Here is a 15,238-nt window from a genome sequence, read left to right as displayed (position 1 = left end):
GCCGTAGAGCCTGAACCAGGCGAAGGCCAGCAGGTGCGCCAGGACAATCGCCACGAACAGCACCCCGAACAGGCGACCGAACAGGGTGTCCAAGCGCGCCTTCATCAGCCGATGTCCCGCGCGTCGAACAGGTAACCCTCGCCGCGCACGGTCTTGATCAACTGCGGGGCTTTCGGGTCGTCACCGAGTTTTTGCCGCAGGCGCGAGACCAGCAGGTCGATGCTGCGGTCGAAGGCTTCGATCGAGCGACCGCGAGCGGCGTCGAGCAGTTGTTCGCGGCTGAGCACGCGGCGCGGGCGTTCGATGAAGACCCAGAGCAGGCGGAATTCGGCGTTGGACAACGGCACTACCAGGCCATTGTCGGCGACCACTTGGCGCAGGACGCTGTTGAGGCGCCAGTTGTCGAAGCGAATGTTGGCGCGCTGGTCAGTGCGGTCGTCGCGCACGCGGCGCAGGATGGTCTGGATGCGGGCGACCAGTTCGCGTGGTTCGAACGGCTTGGCCATGTAATCGTCGGCGCCCAGTTCCAGGCCGATGATGCGGTCGGTGGGTTCGCAGCGGGCGGTGAGCATCAGGATCGGGATGTGCGATTCGGCGCGCAGCCAGCGGCACAGCGACAGACCGTCTTCGCCGGGTAGCATCAGGTCGAGGACGATGACGTCGAAATGTTCGCCCTGCAGCGCCTGGCGCATCGCAGCGCCGTCGGTGACGCCGCTGGCGTGAATGTTGAAACGGGCGAGGTAATCGATCATCAGCTCGCGGATCGGCACGTCATCGTCGACGATCAGCGCGCGGATGCTCCAGCGCTTGTCGTCTTTGCTTTCATCCGTCATGGTTGTCGGGGTGTTGTGCATGGGGCTGTTCGCTGCCAGTGGTGGTTTCAGCATAGGCGTCCGGCCGGGAGGCGGGAAGTGCTGTTGTAAGGACGTGTTGCGCCGGGCGAGGCTAACCCGTATGCGTGTTGCCGGCGTGTCGGCTGTGTATCGGAGTCGACACAATAGCCGTGCGGGCTAAGCTGATAACCGCCAGCGCGACGATTTACCGATCATCGGGTGCCGCGCTGCCGCCGGTTCCGCTACAATGCGCGCCGTTTTCGACCAGCCTGAGAGCCCATCCATGTCCGCCTGCCAGACTCCTATCATCGTCGCCCTGGATTTCCCCACCCGTGACGCCGCACTGAAGCTGGCCGACCAGTTGGACCCGAAATTGTGCCGGGTCAAAGTGGGCAAGGAACTGTTCACCAGTTGCGCGGCGGAAATCGTCGGCACCCTGCGTGACAAGGGTTTTGAAGTGTTTCTGGACCTGAAATTCCACGATATCCCCAACACCACCGCGATGGCCGTGAAAGCCGCTGCCGAGATGGGCGTGTGGATGGTCAATGTGCACTGCTCCGGTGGCCTGCGCATGATGGCCGCCTGCCGCGAAGAGCTGGACAAGCGCAGTGGTCCGCAACCGTTGTTGATTGGTGTGACCGTGCTGACCAGCATGGAGCGCGAGGATCTGGCCGGTATCGGTCTGGATATCGAGCCGCAGGAACAAGTGCTGCGTCTGGCGGCGCTGGCCGAGAAGGCCGGGATGGACGGTCTGGTCTGTTCGGCGCTGGAAGCGTCGGCGCTGAAAACCGCGCACCCGTCGCTGCAACTGGTGACCCCGGGGATTCGCCCGGCAGGCAGCGCGCAAGACGATCAACGGCGCATTCTGACCCCGCGTCAGGCACTGGATGCCGGTTCCGATTATCTGGTGATCGGCCGTCCGATCAGCCAGGCGCCGAACCCGGCCCAGGCGCTGGCGGCGGTTGTAGCCGAAATTGCCTGAATCTTATTGACGATCCAACTGTGGGAGCAGCCTGCTCGCGAGGAGGGAGTGTCAGTCGGCATCATTACCGACTGATCCACCGCTTTCGCGAGCAGGCTCGCTCCCACATTGGTTTCTGAGTGGTTTTAGACTTTCAACACCAACTTGCCAAAGTTCTCGCCGTTGAACAGTTTCATCAGCGTCTCAGGGAACGTCTCCAGTCCCTCAACCACATCTTCCTTGCTCTTGAGCTGCCCGTTGGCCATCCAGCCGGCCATCTCCTGGGCGGCGCTGGCGAACTGCGCGGCGTAGTCCATCACCACAAAACCTTCCATGCGCGCGCGATTGACCAGCAGTGACAGGTAATTGGCCGGGCCTTTGACCGCTTCTTTATTGTTGTACTGGCTGATCGCGCCGCAGATCACCACCCGCGCCTTCATGTTCAAGCGGCTCAGCACCGCGTCGAGAATGTCGCCACCGACGTTATCGAAGTACACGTCCACGCCTTTCGGGCATTCGCGCTTCAGACCGGCCACGACGTCTTCGGCCTTGTAATCGATGGCGCCGTCAAAACCCAATTCCTCGATGAGGAATTTGCACTTGTCGGCCCCGCCGGCGATGCCGACGACGCGGCAGCCTTTGATTTTGGCGATCTGCCCGGCCACGCTGCCCACCGCACCGGCCGCGCCGGACAGCACCACGGTGTCACCGGCTTTCGGGGCGCCGACATCGAGCAGGGCGAAGTAGGCGGTCATGCCGGTCATGCCTAGTGCAGACAGATAGCGTGGCAATGGCGCGAGTTTCGGGTCGACCTTGTAGAAACCGCGCGGCTCGCCGAGGAAATAATCCTGCACACCGAGGGCGCCATTGACGTAATCGCCGACGGCGAAGCCAGGATTGTTCGAAGCGATGACTTTTCCCACGCCCAGTGCGCGCATGACCTCACCGAGACCGACCGGCGGGATGTAGGACTTGCCTTCGTTCATCCAGCCGCGCATGGCCGGGTCGAGGGACAGGTATTCGTTTTTCACCAGAATCTGTCCCGCCTGTGGCTCGCCGACCGGTACTTCCTGGTAAGTGAAAGTCTCGCGGGTCGCGGCGCCCACCGGGCGTTTGGCGAGCAGGAACTGGCGATTGGTCTGGTTGGTCATGACAGGCACTCGAATGGAATGAAGCCTTGTTGATAGCTCTTCAACGCCGATGTCGCAAGGTTGGCTGATACGGCGAATGCGAGTCGATCCAGTGCAGTGATGGTTACAGGGCGGGTTTCATCACTGCGGCGCATGCGCCGGTAAACAGCGATTGCATAGTGCTGACGTGCTTTCGCTGCCCTTGGCTATGCTGCGACGCCAACATCTCCCAGTTTTTTTGCATTCGAGGACATCTCCATGAGCATGACGTTTTCCGGTCAGGTGGTTGTAATCACGGGAGCCGCCTACGGCATCGGCCGCGCGACAGCCCTGGCGTTTGCCGCCGAAGGCCTGAAAGTGGTGGTGGCTGACCTCGACGCGGCTGGAGGCGAAGGCACGGTTGCGCTGATTCGTACCGCCGGTGGCGAAGCGTCCTTCGTGCGCTGCGACGTGACGGTGGAAAGCGATGTAAAAAATCTGATGGATGAGGTGATCAATACCTACGGTCGTCTCGACTATGCCTTCAACAACGCCGGGATCGAAATCGAGAAGGGCAAACTGGCCGACGGTACGCTGGACGAGTTCGACGCGATCATGGGCGTCAACGTCAAAGGCGTCTGGCTGTGCATGAAGTATCAATTGCCGCTGTTGTTGGCGCAGGGCGGTGGCGCGATCGTCAACACGGCGTCGGTGGCCGGGCTGGGTGCGGCGCCGAAGATGAGCATCTACGCGGCGTCGAAACATGCGGTGATCGGCCTGACCAAGTCGGCGGCGATCGAATACGCGAAAAAGAAAATCCGCGTCAACGCAGTGTGCCCGGCAGTGATCGATACGGACATGTTCCGCCGTGCCTACGAAGCCGACCCGAAGAAGGGCGAATTCGCCAACGCCATGCACCCGGTCGGGCGCATTGGCAAGGTCGAGGAAATCGCCAGCGCGGTGCTGTATCTGTGCAGCGATGGCGCAGCGTTCACCACTGGGCACTCATTGGCGGTGGACGGCGGCGTGACGGCGTTCTGAAAGTTGCCGAAATACAAAGAACCGGCCTGCGTGCGGGTTTTTTTGTACCCCGCGGTCGGTCCCTGTGAATACCGTTAAACAATGTGTATCAAACCGTTAGAACTGCCGCATTTGGCGGCGTTGTCGCACAGCCTCGGCGGCGCGGCTGTGATTTACTGCTGCCAGCAAAACTGACAGGAGTTTGCGAGCTCATGGAACTGAGAATTGACCGACAGGCAATGGTGCCGGTCGTGCAGCAGATCGTCGACGGAATGACTGACTGGATTGTGCAAAGCGGCATCCCGCCTGCCACCCGGTTGCCCTCCGTACGGCAAATCGCCCGGGGTAATCTGCTCAGCCAGTCGTGTGTCGTCGAAGCCTGCGAGCGCCTGGTTTCGCAAGGTGTGTTGACTGCGCGTCAGGGCGCGGGATTCATCGTCGCGGCCTCGCCGCCGTTGCGCGAAACGGACTCGGAACTGGCAGTGTTCGAGGGCCGCCATGCGTGGTGCGATGAGGTGAGCGCTTCGACGGGCCGCTTGATCTTGGGGCAAGGAGGCTTGCCGCCGAGCTGGCGTGAGCCCGACGACCTCAGCTATGCGCTGCGCGAGGTGGCGCGCACCGACATGGCCAGCCTGTTCAACTACAGCTCGCCGTTGGGCCTGCCAGCGTTGCGCGAGCAAATAGCCAAGCGCCTGAAACTGCTGAATATCGACGCCTGCAGTGCTCGGCTCATGAGCACCAGCGGTGCCAGTCATGCGCTCGATCTGATCGTGCGCACCCTGTTCAAGGCCGGCGACTGCGTGGTGGTGGAAACGCCCGGTTATGCACCGTTGTTTGACCTGCTGCGCCTGCACGGCGTACAGATGCTCGAAGTGCGTCGGACACCGAGCGGGCCGGACATCGACATGCTCGAGTCAGTGCTGCGTCAGTTTCGTCCCGCTGCCTTGTTCATCGGCAGCCATCACCACAATCCCACTGGCAGTTGCCTGACGCCTGCCGTCGCCCAGCGCATCGTGCAATTGAGCAAGACCTACGACCTGCGCGTGATCGAAGATGACGTCTACGCTGATCTGCACACCGGCAGCGGTACGCGGTTGGCAGCGCTGGACCATGGCGGCCGGGTCATTTATGTCGGCAGCTTCTCCAAGACCCTGAGCAGTTCGTTGCGGATCGGCTTTGTTCTGGCTGACAGCGAACTGCTGACGCGCCTGGCCGAGGTCAAGATGATCAGCGGCCTGGGCTGTTCGAGGCTGGCCGAGGCGGTATTGGCAAGACTGATGGCGACCGGCGCGTATCGCAAACTGGTGCAGCGCCAGCGCCAGCGCTTGAATGCCGATCGCGCGGCGGCCTTGCAGGCTCTGGAAGATGCCGAGTGGGAAGTGTTCGGCAAGCCGGTTGGCGGGTTGTTTATCTGGGCGCGGGCGCGCTTGCGCGACCAGACGTCGGTGCGCAGGCAGGCCCAGCGTTGCGGACTGGAGTTATCAGCAGCGGACGCCTTCAGTCCCAGCGGTGAGTGCGGTGACTGGCAGCGCATCAATGTGGCCTGTGCCTGCGACCCTCGGGCGCGGCAGTTTTTTCGCAATACTTGCGCGGATCGACCTCCAGCATTCTGAAAACGACGCGGGCGTAGCTTTTTGCCATTATTCCGACGCCAGAGTCTTGTGCTGGTTCGAGCCCGTTGCGAATCTTCGGCAACAGACTTTGGCAGGGGACTACGCGCAATGATTTCGGCCGTGCAAGGACGTTTTGCCAACCTCGGTATGGCGAAAAAACTGGGTATCGGATTTGTGCTGGTCTTGCTGCTGACTGCATTGGTGGCGGCGATCGGCGTATGGTCTCTGCAAACCATCAGCCTGCGTTTCGACGGCTTGAAGCAGATGTCCGCGCTCAACAGCGGCCTGCTCAAGGTGCGCCTGCTCGAGCAGGAATACGCCCTGCGCGGCAATCCGAAAACCGCCGATGCCTTGCGCGAAGGCGTCGATGGGCTGATCGTTCTTGCCGGCGAGCTCAAGGCACATTCCCCGGCCAATGTGCCGGTGATGAGCGATGTCGAGCAAGCCCTGGGTGCGTATCGCAAGGCCTTCGATGAGTTCGTCTCGCTGAGCCAGGCCAAGGACCTTGCGCTGGAGATGGCCAGTTGGTCGGTGTCCAGTGTGGCCAATAACCTCGATGTGTTGCAGAGCGGGCTGGCCGATGATGGTGCCTACACCTTGAAAGACACCGAGGGCAAGGACGGCGCCCAGTTCATCGAACAGGCGAATCAGGTCAGTCAGGTCTCGCGACTGATGCTGCAAGCGATGAACGAAGCGCGGGTGCGTCTGGATCAGAGCCGCAAGGGCGATACCGACAATGCCGGTCAGGGCAACATCGAGCAGGCCGCGCAAGCGCAGGAGCAGGCCGAGGCGCTGAAAACCACGGTCAAGGACGAGGGCTATCTGACTGTGCTCAACGAAGTGTCGGGGCATATCGCCGGATTCAACGAGAAACTGGCTGAATACACCGGGTTGCTGGCGCAAGAAAAAACGGTTTATGACCAACTGCATCAGCGCGCCGCGCAGGTGGTGGACCGGGTCAATCAGGCCTACGTCGCCGAAGACGCTTCGATGCAGGCGGAGCTGAAAAAGAACACGGTGTTGATCATTGGCTCTTCGGCGCTGGCCTTGTTGGTCGGATTACTTGCCGCGTGGGTGATCACGCGCCTGATCGTTGCGCCGCTGCGCAGTGTCATTCGTGTGGCGCAGCAGATTGCTGCGGGTGATCTGACGGCGAAGGTCGAGGTGACGCGCCGCGATGAAATGGGACAATTGATGTTGGCCATGCAGCAGATGGCTGCCGGCCTCGGCACGATTGTCAGCGGCTTGCAGGCCGGGATCGAGCGCTTGGCCGGTTCCGCGCAATCGCTGTCAGCGGTGACCGAGCAGACCAATCTGGAGGTCAACAGCCAGAAGGAGGAAACCGAGCAGGTCGCCACCGCCATGAACCAGATGACCTCCACCGTGCATGACGTCGCGCGCAATGCCGAAGAGGCGGCGCTGGCGGCGCAGACGGCGGATGACAAGGTCGAGAGCGGCCAGCAGGTGGTGCGCCAAAGCATGGCGCGGATCGAGCAGTTGGCGGATTCGGCGACTTCGGCCAGTTCCAGCATCGAGAGCCTCAGTGCCGAAATTCAGAATATCGGCACGGTGCTCGAGGTGATCAAGAGCGTGGCCGAGCAGACCAATCTGTTGGCGCTGAACGCGGCGATCGAAGCGGCGCGGGCCGGCGAGCAGGGCAGGGGATTCGCGGTGGTGGCCGATGAAGTGCGTGCACTGGCGCGGCGCACGCAGCAATCGACCGAGGAGATCGAGCGCCTGGTCAGTGCTCTGCGCGCGGCGGCGCAGTCGTCGGTGCAGCAGATTCGCAGCAGTGGCGAGTTGGTCAAACTGGCGGTCAGTGATGCGTTGCAGACCGAAAGTGCGCTGGGGAGTATTGCCGCGGCGGTGTCGTTGATTCAGCAGATGAATCAGCAGATCGCGGCGGCGGCGGAGGAGCAAAGTTCGGTGGCAGAGGAGATCAATCGCAGTGTTACGCAGATTCGTGCGAGTGCGGATCACTCTTCCGTGGCCATGCGCGGGAATGCGGCTTCGAGTGTTGAGCTGGCGCAGTTGGGCGGGGAGTTGCGCTCGATGGTTGGGCATTTTCGGCTTTGAGTCTTGGCGGCCTTTGGGCCGGCCAGGCTCTTGGCTTCGCCGCGTGGGGATGGCCCGGGTTTGCTTTTGCTGTTCTGTGGGAGCTGGCTTGCCAGCGAAGGCGGCCTGACAGCCGACCGATTTTTACCTGAGAACACTGCTTCCCAATGTGGGAGCGAGCCTGCTCGCGAAAGCGGTCTTCAATTCACACCTCTTTCAATTCGCCCACAAAAAAGCCACCCATGAAGGTGGCTTCTTTACCGGCATTCTCGACTCAGTCGTAAATCACTTTCTTCTTCCAGTCCGCATCGGCTTCGACATCCTTCAAACCGGCGGTCAGTTGGTTTTCTTCACCTTCCACCGGGGCAATCTTGTCCATGACCTGGGCATTCGCTCGGGCGAGGAGTTTTTCCAGGTATTGCAGTTGCTCCGCGTACATCTGCGGGTCCTGCTGTTTGCGCAGATATTGCACGCCGCGTTCGAAGGCGAGGCGGGCCTGGCCGGGTTGGTTTTGTTGCAGGGACTGTTGGCCGAGGTTGTTGAAGAATTCGATGTGCAGCAGCACGAGAATGTGGCGCACCTCGCGAATCCATTGTTTGGCTTCGTTGGGTGGCAGGAAGCCGTCGTGGGCGGCGCGGGTGATCTGGCCGTGCAGGGCTTCGAGGAGGAAGCGCACGTCTTTGGCTTTGGCTTCGGTCAGGATCGGCGCGGGCGGGTTGTTCACCGGGATCGATTCGCCCTGGGCAACGAGGGCGCTGAGTTCGGTGATGCGGGCCTTGGTCGTCGCGCTGGTTTTTTCCAGATTGAGCAGGCGCTGGCAGACGTTGAGTTCCAGGCGGGTCAGCAGTAGCTTGAGCGCCGGGGTCATGAACTGGCCGGGGAAGGTTTCGGTCAGTTCGCCGCAGCGGCGCAGGCGGTCGTTGAGTTCGACTTTGGTGCGGGCCTTCTCCAGTTTGTTGTTTTCCACCACATGGTTCATGTAGCCAATGGCGATCAGAATTGCGATCCCGGCTACGACTAGCAGGGTGATCATGAGTGGTGTCACCGGTAAGACCTCTTTATAGGGTTCGCATGCGAGTGTAGTGGCTGGGCATTTAGGCGCCTAGCGCCGCTCGACGGGTTTGATCGGCTGCTGCAATCTGTATCGGCCGCCAGCTGTATAGATGAATGCTGGCGCTTGATGTGCAGATTGCCATCACTGTGCGGTGACTATAACGTCTTGGCGAGTGGCGGAATATAGGCGTCAGGTTTCGGACGACGGAAAAGCCCTACGCGGCCCGTAATCCAGGTCGAAGTCATTGATTTAAATAAATTTATATCAGGGGGTTGACGACCCCTCAATCCATCCATAGAATGCGCGCCACTTGCAGCGTAAAGCACACAGCGAAACGCGGCAGGGAGTGAATGTTGTAGTGTGTCCCCTTCGTCTAGTGGCCTAGGACACCGCCCTTTCACGGCGGTAACAGGGGTTCGAGTCCCCTAGGGGACGCCAATGCGGGAATAGCTCAGTTGGTAGAGCACGACCTTGCCAAGGTCGGGGTCGCGAGTTCGAGTCTCGTTTCCCGCTCCAATTTTAAACAGCAGTGCTTTCGGGCGGTGCTGAGTGAAACCAGAACCAAGTCTTCGGATGCGGATCTGGACACCGAAACACACACCATGTGTTCCGGGTAGCGTGTCCCCTTCGTCTAGTGGCCTAGGACACCGCCCTTTCACGGCGGTAACAGGGGTTCGAGTCCCCTAGGGGACGCCATTTGCGGGAATAGCTCAGTTGGTAGAGCACGACCTTGCCAAGGTCGGGGTCGCGAGTTCGAGTCTCGTTTCCCGCTCCAATTTCACAAAAACGCCGATCAGTGATGATCGGCGTTTTTGTTTGTGCGCGTTTTGTGGCGGCAATAAAAAAGGACCTTTTCACAGGTCCTTTTTTATTTTGCGCCCGGTCATCAATGATCGGGCTCAGGCAGAGCTTTACAGCTTCGGCAACTGCCCGACACGCCCCATCATTTCCGTGACGATCTGCAGATCCAGCAGGAACTGCTCGACGGTCTTGAACTCGCCATCAGTGTGGCCGGTGTATTTGGCTTCAGGTCGCGCCAGGCCGAATTGCACGCCGTTCGGCAATTCGTGAACCGACGTCGCGCCAGCGGAAGTACCGAATTCCGACTTCATGCCGAGGTTTTCGCTGGCTACGGCAAGCAGCGCCTTGACCCACTCACCCTCGGGGTTGCGATACATCGGTTCAGCCACTGAGTAATCGAACGCTACAGCGACATGAGTCTTCTTGCTCCAGGCATCCAGTTTCTCAGCAATTTCAGCCTTGAGCTTTTCCGGAGACTTGCCCTTCGGTACGCGCAGATTCACCGCCAGCTTGAAGGTTTTGTCATCCTCACCGACGTAGGTCAGCGAGGTGGTCAGTGGTCCCATGAACGAATCAGAGAAGCCAACGCCAAGTTTTTTGCCCAGATAATCCAGGCCCCAGTTGTCATCGGCATAGCGCGCCGCGTCGGTGAACTGGTTGTGCTTGAGCGCGATTTGGCCGTTCAGGCTGTTGAGGAAACTCAACATGCGCGCGACCGGGTTGACGCCGGACTCTGGTTCGGAGGAGTGCGCAGACACACCGGTTACGGTCAGTTTGACGTCTTTGCCATCAACCTTTGCCGCGACTTCGAAGTCGCCGCCGTTGGCCTTGGCATAAGCGTCGCCGGCCTTTTGCAGACTGGCGGCGAGCTCGGCTGGCTTGTCGGTTACCAGTGCGACCACCGAAGCGGACGGAATCTGGTTGGTCGCTTTGCCGCCGGTCATCGAAATGATTTCCGCGCCGTTGCCTTCGCCTTTGCGTTTGGCAAAGTTGGCCATGACGGTGCCGTAACCTTTTTCGGCGATCACCACCGGATAACCGCCGTCCAGCGCCATGTTGTAGTTCGGCGTCGGGTTGCGTTCGAAGTAATAAGGAATGGCATCGCCGCTGGTTTCTTCAGTGGTGTCGACCAGCAACTTGAAGTTACGCGCCAGTGGCAGTTTCTCGTCCTTGATCACTTTCATGGCGTACAGCGCCACGACGATAGCGTTCTTGTCATCCTCGGTGCCACGACCGTACATGCGATCGCCGATCAGCGTGACTTTGAACGGGTCGAGTTTGGTGCCGTCCTTCAGCACCCAGTTTTCCGGCGTCACCGGCACCACATCGGCGTGGGCATGAATGCCAACGACTTCGTCGCCTTTGCCGTTCAGAGAAATTTCGTAGACACGGTTATCGATATTGCGGAACTTCAAACCGAAAGATTCGGCGAGTTTCTGGATCTCGCCGGCAATCTTGATGAATTCCGGGTTGTCGTGTTGCTCCACGCCGTCCTTGCGGAAGGTCGGGATCTCGACGAGTTGGCGCAGGGTTTCCAGCGCGGCCTTGCCATATTTCACGCGGGTATAAATGCCCAGCAGACGGTGAATTTCATTCTGCTGTTCGGCGTTCAGGGTCTTGTTGTCGAGGAAGGCGCTGATGGACGGGTTGAGCTTATCCGTCTTGGCCAGGTCGCTTTTCGCCAGGCTGCCAAGAAAGCTACGGAAGTCCGTCAGATTCTTGCCGTCGAAGGATTTCAGAATCGCTGCACTTTGCTCGGCAGTGATGTTGGCTTGTGCGGCGCTGGTGAACGCTGTGAGGCTGGCCATGACGAGCGTGGCAGCGGCCAGTTTTTTCAGGGAAAAGACCATGTAACAGGCATTCCTTTGCTAGAGATTGGGAAAATATGTCTGACGCTTGCGGCAGAAACATTTTGCAACCTACCACCATGAGCAGGTGAAGAGGGAGTCACAAACTTGATCTGTCGCACAGAAACGCAAAAGAGGCGCACAAATGAAAAAGTCCCGGCAACTGATGCCGGGACTTTTTTTGTGCGAGTTACATCGACAGCATCAGGCGTCCGGCAAACAGAATGAGGATGACGCCCATGCTGCGCTCGAACCAGTGTCCAAGGCGCATGAACAGCAGGCGCACTTTGTTGCTGGAGAAAAACAGCGCGACGATCACGAACCACAGCGCGTTGACGAAGCACATCCACAAGCCATAGAACGCCTGGATCTGCAGCGGTGTGCTGGCGCTGATGATCGTGGTGAAGATGGCCAGGAAAAACAGCGTGGCCTTGGGGTTGGTCGCGTTGGTCAGAAAACCGGTGCTGAATGCCTTGAACAGTGACTGTTCAACCAGCGGCTCATCGGCGGTTTTTTCGCCTTCGACGCTGCTCTTCGGTTTGCTGCGGATCAGGCTGACGCCCAGATAGAGGATGTAAGCCCCACCGACCACTTTGGCCACAGTCAGCAGCCACGGCGTGGTGTGCATCAGGGCGCCGACGCCGAGCAGGGTATACAGCACGTGCACGGAGATTCCCGCGCCGATGCCCAGCGCAGTGCAGATGCCGACGAGCCGGCCGAAGCGCACGCTCTGGCGGATGGTCACGGCGAAGTCCGGACCGGGCGCCACCACGGCGAGAAAGTGGATGGTGGCCAATGCGAGAAACTCGCCCAGGTAATTGGAAAGCATGTCAGCTCCAGAAAGTCAGAGGGGAGGCATCGCCGCGATAGCCGACAAAGAACGACAGGCTCAAACGCGGATCGGCCACGCCCGGAGTCACCGAGTGCATGCGCCGCGAATTGAACATGATGAAATCGCCGGGCTGCGGTCGTACTTCGAGGGCGGGCGGCCCCAGCAGCGACGGCTCGATGCCATAACTGTCGCCGCGCATTTCGTCGAATTGATCCGGGGTGATGTGGTCGTTCCACATCTGCAAGGCGCCACCCTCGGTGGGCATGTTCAGGTAGACGTTGCAGGCGAATTGCGCCTCGAGGCTGCGCGCCTGAAAACTGTCCGGGGCGTCCTTGGCGAAGATGTCGTGATGAGCAAGAAAGCACACGCCGGGTTTGACCACTCGCGACAAGCCGACATACATCTTGCGCCCGTAGAGATTTTCCAGATGCGCGCCAGCGGGCCAGGACTCGTCGAGCATGCAGCGCAGGGTGTCGATCGGCGAGGAGTAGGGCGCGCAGCGCTGGCGCAGTTCGGCGATGTTGCGGGTGGCGCGTTCGAAGTAATCCTCGATCAGCAGCGGCTGGTTTTCCGCCTCGTAAAAGGCCATGCCGATGCGGCCGATGCTCGGTGCGTTGATGTAGCCTTCAAAGCCCGGGGCGAGGATCTTGTCGCCAATTTCGATCGCCAGCGGCTCGGGGAGAAAGCGTTTGACGCGGATGGCGAGGACTTCTTCGTTGGCCAGTTTTTTTATGCACGTCTCATCGAGACGCTCGACGTCTAGCATCATTTGTTTTAGGTCCATCTATCGATAGTCAACGGAACCGGCGAGTGCGGTTCCCCGGCGTCGGACGCTGCGCGATGGCAACGTCCGAAATGCTCAATCCACGCTGTAGTGGACGGACAGCGTGCCTTTCTTCTGCGAAAGGGACGCGATCGTGACTGTGCCCAGATCCTTCAGGCTGCGTACGTGGGTGCCACCGCAGCCATAGGCTGGCAGCTCACCGAAACTGATTTCCCGCGCGCCCTCGCGCAGTGAAGTCAGACGCGGCAGATCGTGTTCGATCCACTGCTCGATACCGGTTTGCACGGTTGGCGCATCGACTTCTTCCGCGCCATCGCCCGGTTTGAATTGCACCCGGCCTTCGTCCGGCCAGTGGTGCGCTTTGATCGGCATCCAGCCCATGGCCTGAATGAAATGACCGATCAGATGCCCGGCCGAATGCATGCGCGTGTTGAAGCGGCGGCGTTCTTCATCAATGCGGATGACGGTCATGCCCAGCGGCAGCGGGCGGTCGACGAAATGCACAATGCACTCCGCTTCCTGCACCACGCGCGACACCCGGCTTTCACCGATCCAGCCGGTGTCGCAAGGCTGACCGCCGCCCTGGGGGTGAAACAGAGTAGCGCGCAGCACTACGGCGAATTCGTTCTCGTGGGGTGTGCAGTCGAGGACTTCGACATTCGCCTTGAGGTCGTCACTGTGAAAAAACAGGCGAAGCGTCATATTCCATGCCCTGATCGAAGTTCTGTTTTTATTATATGAATCGTGCAATAACGTGATAATCCGTTCCAACATCAAAGGACTTGTGCGTCGTGAGCATCAATCTTCCGCTGCCGCTGCTGGGTGAAATGGCGATTTTCGTCAAGGTTGTCGAGACCGGCAGCTTCTCTGAAGCGGCGCGGCAGATGGGTTCCTCACCCTCGGCGGTCAGTCGCAGTATTTCCCGCTTGGAAAAGGCGTTGGCCACGCGCCTGCTGCAACGCACCACGCGCAAACTGCGCTTGAGCGATGGCGGCGAAGAGGTGTTCAAGCGTTGCCAGGAAATGGTCAGCGCGGCCAGATCGGTGATGGAAATCAGCGGCCAGTTCACCCACGAAGCCGAAGGTCTGGTGCGGGTCAGCGTGCCGAAAGCGGTGGGGCGCTTTGTGATTCATCCGCACATGCCGGAGTTTCTGCGTCGCTATCCCAAGGTTGATGTGGAGTTGCTGCTGGAAGATCGTCAGGTCGATCTGATCGATGATCATGTCGATCTGGCGATTCGCATCACTGATCGTCCACCGGCCGGTCTGGTCGGGCGGCAGTTGCTGACCATCGATCATTTGCTTTGCGCCACGCCTCAATACCTGGCCGAACACGGCACGCCGACGCATCCTCACGATTTGCTCAACCACAGTTGTATTTATCTGGGCGAAACGCCGAGCGATGCGCGCTGGAAGTTCAAGAAGGGCAGTAAAGCTGTCACGGTCGGGGTGCGTGGGCGTTATGCCGCCAATCACACGGGCGTGCGCTTGGGGGCGGTGTTGCAGCATATCGGGATTGGCAGTCTGCCGTATTTCACGGCGCGTTACGCCTTGGAGCAGAAGTTGATTGTGCAGGTGTTGCCGGACTGGACGTTTCTTGCCTCTTATCATGGTGGGTTGTGGCTGCTGCATTCGCCGACGCGGTATTTGCCGCCGAAGTTGCGGGTGTTCATTGATTATCTGGTGGAGTGTTTGCAGAAGGAGCCGACGTTGGGTAGGCCCGGGAAATCTGCCGGTGGGAGCAATGCGGCTGTGGCGTATGAGCTGCCGGAGAGTGAGGGGTTGCTTTGAGGTTTTTTTGGTGGGACTTGGCGGCCTTGGGGCCGACCAAGTTCTTGGGGTTTTGGGTGTATATCCGTTTCTGCGGGTGTTGCGGCTGGCGGTTTCGCCCTTACGGCGAGTCACCTTTTCCAAACGCCGGAGTGCCGGCCCAGCAAAAAGGTAACCGAAAAGGCTTGCTCCTGCGTTCGGCCCTCGCAGGCTCGGGTTCCTTCGCTCCGGAACTGATCCGGGCGCAGCGGCTACGGTTTGCTTCGCTGCACCTCCTTCCGCTGTGTACGACTGCGTCGTACGGTCGCTGCGCTCCCACGCCCGGATCAATCCCTCCACTCAGCCTTCCGACGTCGCCTGTGAATCAAGATCAAAAGCGGTACTCGAGCTTGCGCTCATTGTTTTGAACGGTGAAAAGCGTGTGGTCTGCTTTGGATCTGTGTTGAATTCGCCCCTCACCCCAGCCCTCTCCCCGAGGAGAGGGAGCTGATTTGTGTGCTTTTCAAATCCTGAGTTCAACTCGGACTTTCACATCGACGTACCTCGTCCAAACACCTCGG

The 15,238-nt window shown here is 59.9% G+C and carries 12 protein-coding genes, 4 tRNA genes and 1 pseudogene; 9 read left to right on the top strand and 8 right to left on the bottom strand.

The features are described from left to right. Together J5M66_RS27025 and J5M66_RS20975 are read right to left on the bottom strand one after the other, a co-directional pair. Positions 1 to 105 (bottom strand): annotated as a pseudogene (locus J5M66_RS27025) (two-component sensor histidine kinase); the annotation flags it as partial. Continuing rightward, positions 105 to 854: a response regulator transcription factor gene (locus J5M66_RS20975; protein ID WP_207807809.1), complete on the bottom strand. Its 750-nt coding sequence runs from the start codon at positions 852 to 854 to the stop codon at positions 105 to 107. The gene J5M66_RS20975 and the pseudogene J5M66_RS27025, both read right to left, overlap by 1 nt. A 262-nt stretch (positions 855 to 1,116) precedes the next feature. Between J5M66_RS20975 and pyrF the strand changes: the two genes are divergently transcribed. Next, positions 1,117 to 1,815, top strand: a complete 699-nt coding sequence (gene pyrF / locus J5M66_RS20970) for an orotidine-5'-phosphate decarboxylase (protein WP_123443619.1) — start codon at positions 1,117 to 1,119, stop codon at positions 1,813 to 1,815. A 125-nt stretch (positions 1,816 to 1,940) separates the two neighbouring features. On the opposite strand, the gene J5M66_RS20965 is transcribed toward pyrF, so the two are convergent. After that, positions 1,941 to 2,945, bottom strand: coding sequence for an NADP-dependent oxidoreductase (locus J5M66_RS20965; RefSeq protein WP_024013948.1), 1,005 nt, complete (start codon positions 2,943 to 2,945; stop codon positions 1,941 to 1,943). Positions 2,946 to 3,182: 237 nt separating this feature from the next. Between J5M66_RS20965 and J5M66_RS20960 the strand changes: the two genes are divergently transcribed. The 3 genes from J5M66_RS20960 (at position 3,183) to J5M66_RS20950 (ending at position 7,612) form a co-directional block, all read left to right on the top strand. After that, entirely contained in the window at positions 3,183 to 3,944 is a 762-nt protein-coding gene (locus tag J5M66_RS20960) for an SDR family oxidoreductase (protein ID WP_016773663.1), read from the top strand. A gap of 191 nt (positions 3,945 to 4,135) precedes the next feature. Continuing rightward, entirely contained in the window at positions 4,136 to 5,536 is a 1,401-nt protein-coding gene (locus tag J5M66_RS20955) for a PLP-dependent aminotransferase family protein (RefSeq protein WP_207807808.1), read from the top strand. Positions 5,537 to 5,644: 108 nt separating this feature from the next. Next, entirely contained in the window at positions 5,645 to 7,612 is a 1,968-nt protein-coding gene (locus J5M66_RS20950; protein WP_207807807.1) for a methyl-accepting chemotaxis protein, read from the top strand. 253 nt (positions 7,613 to 7,865) lie between these two features. Here J5M66_RS20950 and J5M66_RS20945 read toward each other — a convergent pair whose 3' ends face one another. Continuing rightward, positions 7,866 to 8,624, bottom strand: a complete 759-nt coding sequence (locus J5M66_RS20945) for a hypothetical protein (RefSeq protein WP_039764159.1) — start codon at positions 8,622 to 8,624, stop codon at positions 7,866 to 7,868. 383 nt (positions 8,625 to 9,007) lie between these two features. Here J5M66_RS20945 and J5M66_RS20940 point away from each other — a divergent pair. The 4 genes from J5M66_RS20940 to J5M66_RS20925 all read left to right on the top strand — a co-directional run bounded on the left by J5M66_RS20940 (position 9,008) and on the right by J5M66_RS20925 (position 9,420). Next, positions 9,008 to 9,083 (top strand) — tRNA-Glu (locus tag J5M66_RS20940). Positions 9,084 to 9,085: 2 nt separating this feature from the next. Next, positions 9,086 to 9,161 (top strand) — tRNA-Gly (locus J5M66_RS20935). Between the two features lie 104 nt (positions 9,162 to 9,265). Next, a tRNA-Glu gene (locus tag J5M66_RS20930) sits at positions 9,266 to 9,341 on the top strand. 3 nt (positions 9,342 to 9,344) lie between these two features. After that, positions 9,345 to 9,420 (top strand) — tRNA-Gly (locus J5M66_RS20925). Between the two features lie 136 nt (positions 9,421 to 9,556). On the opposite strand, the gene J5M66_RS20920 is transcribed toward J5M66_RS20925, so the two are convergent. The 4 genes from J5M66_RS20920 to J5M66_RS20905 all read right to left on the bottom strand — a co-directional run bounded on the left by J5M66_RS20920 (position 9,557) and on the right by J5M66_RS20905 (position 13,611). Further along, positions 9,557 to 11,296 carry a dipeptidase gene (locus tag J5M66_RS20920; protein WP_207807806.1) on the bottom strand — a complete coding sequence of 580 codons (1,740 nt, stop codon included), beginning with the start codon at positions 11,294 to 11,296 and terminating at the stop codon, positions 9,557 to 9,559. A gap of 187 nt (positions 11,297 to 11,483) precedes the next feature. Continuing rightward, a complete protein-coding gene (locus tag J5M66_RS20915) occupies positions 11,484 to 12,122 on the bottom strand; it encodes a LysE family translocator (protein WP_016773667.1) in 639 nt (212 codons plus the stop codon). 1 nt (position 12,123) lies between these two features. Beyond that, positions 12,124 to 12,894, bottom strand: coding sequence for a 2OG-Fe(II) oxygenase (locus J5M66_RS20910; protein WP_110601728.1), 771 nt, complete (start codon positions 12,892 to 12,894; stop codon positions 12,124 to 12,126). 90 nt (positions 12,895 to 12,984) lie between these two features. Further along, complete coding sequence (locus J5M66_RS20905; protein WP_073472234.1) at positions 12,985 to 13,611, bottom strand: hypothetical protein; 627 nt, start codon at positions 13,609 to 13,611, stop codon at positions 12,985 to 12,987. A gap of 89 nt (positions 13,612 to 13,700) precedes the next feature. On the opposite strand from J5M66_RS20905, the gene J5M66_RS20900 reads away from it, so the two are divergent. Then, entirely contained in the window at positions 13,701 to 14,699 is a 999-nt protein-coding gene (locus J5M66_RS20900) for a LysR family transcriptional regulator (protein ID WP_024013940.1), read from the top strand. Positions 14,700 to 15,238: the final 539 nt, after the last annotated feature.

It is taken from the genome of Pseudomonas sp. 67(2021), assembly GCF_017491835.1.
Lineage (GTDB): Bacteria > Pseudomonadota > Gammaproteobacteria > Pseudomonadales > Pseudomonadaceae > Aquipseudomonas > Aquipseudomonas atacamensis.
This window is presented reverse-complemented; position numbering and strand designations above follow the sequence as displayed.

What these genes read in the sequence shown, in the direction of transcription:
- J5M66_RS20975 (WP_207807809.1), bottom strand. Translation starts at nt 854, where the DNA reads ATGCACAACACCCCGACAACCATGACGGATGAAAGCAAAGACGACAAG.
- pyrF (WP_123443619.1), top strand. Translation starts at nt 1,117, where the DNA reads ATGTCCGCCTGCCAGACTCCTATCATCGTCGCCCTGGATTTCCCCACC.
- J5M66_RS20965 (WP_024013948.1), bottom strand. Translation starts at nt 2,945, where the DNA reads ATGACCAACCAGACCAATCGCCAGTTCCTGCTCGCCAAACGCCCGGTG.
- J5M66_RS20960 (WP_016773663.1), top strand. Translation starts at nt 3,183, where the DNA reads ATGAGCATGACGTTTTCCGGTCAGGTGGTTGTAATCACGGGAGCCGCC.
- J5M66_RS20955 (WP_207807808.1), top strand. Translation starts at nt 4,136, where the DNA reads ATGGAACTGAGAATTGACCGACAGGCAATGGTGCCGGTCGTGCAGCAG.
- J5M66_RS20950 (WP_207807807.1), top strand. Translation starts at nt 5,645, where the DNA reads ATGATTTCGGCCGTGCAAGGACGTTTTGCCAACCTCGGTATGGCGAAA.
- J5M66_RS20945 (WP_039764159.1), bottom strand. Translation starts at nt 8,624, where the DNA reads ATGATCACCCTGCTAGTCGTAGCCGGGATCGCAATTCTGATCGCCATT.
- J5M66_RS20920 (WP_207807806.1), bottom strand. Translation starts at nt 11,296, where the DNA reads ATGGTCTTTTCCCTGAAAAAACTGGCCGCTGCCACGCTCGTCATGGCC.
- J5M66_RS20915 (WP_016773667.1), bottom strand. Translation starts at nt 12,122, where the DNA reads ATGCTTTCCAATTACCTGGGCGAGTTTCTCGCATTGGCCACCATCCAC.
- J5M66_RS20910 (WP_110601728.1), bottom strand. Translation starts at nt 12,894, where the DNA reads ATGATGCTAGACGTCGAGCGTCTCGATGAGACGTGCATAAAAAAACTG.
- J5M66_RS20905 (WP_073472234.1), bottom strand. Translation starts at nt 13,611, where the DNA reads ATGACGCTTCGCCTGTTTTTTCACAGTGACGACCTCAAGGCGAATGTC.